Origin of the sequence: Acidovorax sp., assembly GCF_046339755.1 — a bacterium.
Classification (GTDB): domain Bacteria; phylum Pseudomonadota; class Gammaproteobacteria; order Burkholderiales; family Burkholderiaceae_C; genus Acidovorax.
The window spans coordinates 1-4,008 of sequence record NZ_JBKDTZ010000267.1 but is presented as its reverse complement, the minus strand read 5'-3'; the positions used below and the strand labels follow the sequence as shown (position 1 = coordinate 4,008).

General features: G+C 63.7%; 3 protein-coding genes. All 3 read left to right on the top strand.

Annotated features, from left to right (window positions below):
* The coding region (locus ACK59X_RS23265) for a bluetail domain-containing putative surface protein (RefSeq protein ID WP_409960752.1) at positions 1 to 615 on the top strand (615 nt) is incomplete at its 5' end.
* A gap of 139 nt (positions 616 to 754) precedes the next feature.
* Entirely contained in the window at positions 755 to 2,329 is a 1,575-nt protein-coding gene (locus tag ACK59X_RS23260) for a bluetail domain-containing putative surface protein (RefSeq protein WP_409960751.1), read from the top strand.
* Positions 2,330 to 2,351: 22 nt separating this feature from the next.
* The gene (locus ACK59X_RS23255) at positions 2,352 to 3,935 is read left to right on the top strand and encodes a bluetail domain-containing putative surface protein (protein WP_409960750.1); all 1,584 of its coding nucleotides are present in this window, start codon (positions 2,352 to 2,354) and stop codon (positions 3,933 to 3,935) included.
* Positions 3,936 to 4,008: the final 73 nt, after the last annotated feature.

The following is a 4,008-nucleotide window of genomic DNA, read 5'->3' as shown; positions in this document are numbered from 1 at the left end:
CTCGTGGCGGCCACCACGGCCAACCAGGCCCGTATCACCGCTGCCCAGGCCGAGAAGATCGTCTTCACCGGCGACCAGGCCCTGACCACTACCGTGACCGGGGGCAAGGTGACCGCCATCGACGCATCGGGGCTCCGGGCTACCCTGGATGTCACGCTTTCCGGTACCTCAGGGGTCTCCATTGCACTCAATGCCCTGGCAGCACACGCCGTTGCCCTGGGGGATGGTGCCGACACGGTGCGCATCACCGGCCTGGCTGGCACGGCGGCCAAGGACATCGACCTCGTCACCGCGGCCACGCTGGCCGCTTCGGCCATCCAGGTGACCGGTTTCGCGAGTGGTACCGATGCGATTCGGCTGACCAGCGCCAACCCCGCCACCAAGGCCACACCCGGCAGCGGCGAGCTGGCCAGCATCGCCGCATCCTCCTCGCTGCTGACCGCGGCGACACTGGCCGCCACCACGGCCGGCGCCAACACGGCCATCGCTTTCCGCTATGGAGCGGACACCTACATCCTGGTGAACGACGGTGCTGCGGCCTTGGGTGAGAACGACAGCCTGGTCAAGCTGACCGGTGTGACGGCGCTGGCCGATGCATCCTGGGCTGTGGCCTGAGGTGCCTTGTACTGCGACTTTTGTGGAATCGCTGCTGGAAGTGGCGCAGGCGCGTGCCAGGTTTCAAAATGTTTTCTTGTGACGGTTGGCACATGGGTTGGCCGGCTCGCCCAGATACGCTCCATGCACTTTTGTTGTTGTGGAGTTGGCGATGCCCAAAGTGAGCGGAACATATCCTCTGTACGAATACGTCGATATTCTGAACCGCGCGTTCCACGATGCGTCCCCGTCCAACGCGTCGTACAACAACCAGGTAGCACAGCACACCTCGATTGGAAGCAAGGCGTTTGCGCTCCAGTTCGGCGCCAGCTTTGCCGGCCTGACAGAGGACGAGTTGTCTGCCAAAATTTTGGGCAACCTGGGTGTGCTGCCCAACACAGGTCTGCAAACCGCCGTCAAGGAATATCTGGTTTCGGTAGGCAAGGCCAATGTCGGCATCGTTGCCCTGCAATTGGGCGACATCCTGTCGCGCCTTGAGGACGCCACGGGCGACATGGCCGTGTACAAGGCTGCGGCGGTGGCATGGAATGCCGAACTGGAGGCGTCGTTTGCGTATTCAGTCAATCCCGCCAACGTCGTTTCTTCACCCGCGGGCCCTCTCGGTGATTTTGGCAAGACCGTATCGCTGACGTCGGGTGATGACGCCATCACCTCTGCGCAGACCACACCCTGGGGAGACACGATCCTGGCGCCTCTCAATGGCACGTTGTCCAGCACGGACGCCATCGACGGCGGCTTTGGCATCGATACCCTCAAGGCCACCCTGGCAGCAGATGTAGTGGTGGCGCCCATGCTCAAGAGCGTTGAAAAGGTGCTTATCACCGCAGGTGCAGGGGTCGAGTTCAGCGCGACTGGTGCGACCGGCTTGACGGACTTGAAGGTCGATGCAGCGGCAGGCCCCGCCACATTCTCCGGGGTGGGTTTGGCCACCACTGTCGGTATCCAGAACTCCGGCCCAGGGGGCGCCCTGACCGTGAAATTTGCCGGTACCGGCGGACCTGCCGACTCCGCGCAGGTCGTGTTCGCGGACGCCATGGGCAACGACGAAATTATCGTCGCAGATATCGAAACCCTGAATGTCAATAGCGCGGCAGGCACCTTGGCTGCCATCACGACGAATCAGGCCCGCATCACGGCCGCCCAGGCTGAGAAGATCGTCATTGGAGGCGGCCAGGCACTGACCACCACCGTGACGGGCGGCAAAGTGGCCGTGGTCGATGCATCGGCCATCTTCAGGGCCAAACTGGACCTGACGCTTGCAGGAACGCAGGGTGTTTCCATCGCCCTGAACTCCCAGGCCGCGCACAAGGTCACCCTGGGCGCTGGCGCCGATACGGTGTCCATCATCGGCCTGGCGGGCCTCTCGGCCCAGAACATGGACCTCAGCACCGCAGCCACGCTGGCTGCTTCGGCCATTGAGGTGATTGGCTTTGTGAGCGGCACGGACAGGGTGCAACTGGCCAGCGCCAGCATTGCGGCCAAGGCCGCACCCGGCAGCAGCGAGCTGGCCAGCATCGCCGCATCCTCCTCGCTGCTGGCCGCCGCGACCTTGGCCGCCACCACGGCCGGCGCCAACAAGGCGATTGCCTTCCGCTATGGAGCGGACACTTACATCCTCGTGAACGACGGTGCTGCTGCGCTGGGTGAAAACGACAGCCTGGTCAAGCTGGCCGGCGTGACGGCCTTGGCCGATGCCTCGTGGACCTCGGTCTGATCGGCCTTTTACGGAGCTTTTGATGGCACAGAACTTTTTCGATGAGCCCTACGTTGTTGCGACGATCCTGAACCGGGTGTTCAATGACCAGTCGCCTACCTACCCCGTGTTCACCAAGCAGGTGGCCATGGCCGCGTCGAATGGCATCAACGCCTTTGCCTTGTCATATGGCGCCGCCTTTGCCGGCCTGACGGAAGACCAACTGTCCACCAAACTCCTTGGCAACCTGGGCGTGCTGCCCAACGCGGGCCTGCAGACCGCTTTGAGGGACTACCTGGTATCCGTGGGCAAGGCCAATGTCGGCATCGTGGCCCTGCAGCTGGGCCAGATCCTCTCGGGTTTGGAACAGGCCACGGGTGATCTGGCGGCGTTCAATGCCGCGGCTGTGGCATGGAAAAAGGAACTGGTGGATTCCTACAACTACTCCAGCAATCCTGCCAACTCATGGAGCGGGCCACCTGAGGAGGAGGAGCAACCCGTCACCGGCGTCACCTTGGTGCTGACGGCCGGCGATGACTCGATTTCGCTCACGGCGCCTGAGGCCAAATTCAAGAGCACTGCCAACAACGACACCTTCCTTGCGCGCACTGCGGGGCTCCTTGCAACCGCCGATGTGATCGATGGCGCAGCGGGTGTCGACACGCTGATTGCGACCCTGGCCGCTGGCAGTACGGTGGCTCCGCAACTTCGCAACGTCGAGAAAATCTTCATCACCGCAGGATCAGGGGCCGAATTCAATGCCCGAGGTGCCACCGGCCTGCAGGAACTTCGGATCGATGCTGCCGAGGGCCCAGCCACGTTCTCCGGTGTCCCACTGGCCACCGTCGTAGGCATCCAGAACTCCCTTACCGGCGGCGCCTTGACCGTGAGCTTCAGCGGCGCTTCGGGCCCCACGGATGCCGCCACCATCGTGCTGGCCGATGCCACGGGCAATGACGAAATCGTCGTGGCGAACATCGAATCCCTCACTGTGAGGAGCACTGCCGGCACGGTGGCCGCCACCACGGTCAACCAGGCCAAGATCAGTGCGGCCCAGGCCCAAGGGATCGCCATCCTTGGCGACCAGGCCCTGACCACCACGGTGACCGGCACCCAGGTGGCCGTGGTCGATGCAACCGCACTGACCAAGGCCCTGGGGCTGACGCTCGCAGGCACAAATGGCGTTGTCGTGTCGCTCAACGCCCAGGCCGCGCACAAGATCAACCTGGGCGCCGGTGCCGACACCGTGAAAATCATGGGCCTGGCGGGCGCCGAGGCCAAGGACATCAATCTCGGCACATCTGCCACGCTGGCGGCTTCGGCCATCGAAGTGACCGGCTTTGCTGCCAGCGGCACCGACTCGATCCAACTGGACGGCGCCAAGGGGACAGTGAAGGCCGCCCCCGGAAGTACGGAGCTGGCCAGCATCGCGGCGGCTTCTTCACTCCTGGACGCAACGGCCCTGGCCGCCACCACGGCAGGCGCCAACAGGGCCATTGCCTTTCGCTACGGCGCGGATACCTACATCCTGGTGAACGACTCCGCGGCTGCACTGGGTGTGAACGACAGCCTGGTCAAGCTGACCGGCGTGGCGGCGCTGGCCGCTGCCGATTGGGCCTCGGCCTGATGGCCTTTTTTGTAGCTCCGGCTGGCACAAAACTTTCCCGACGATTCTTTTGTCGCCGCGACGATCCTGAACC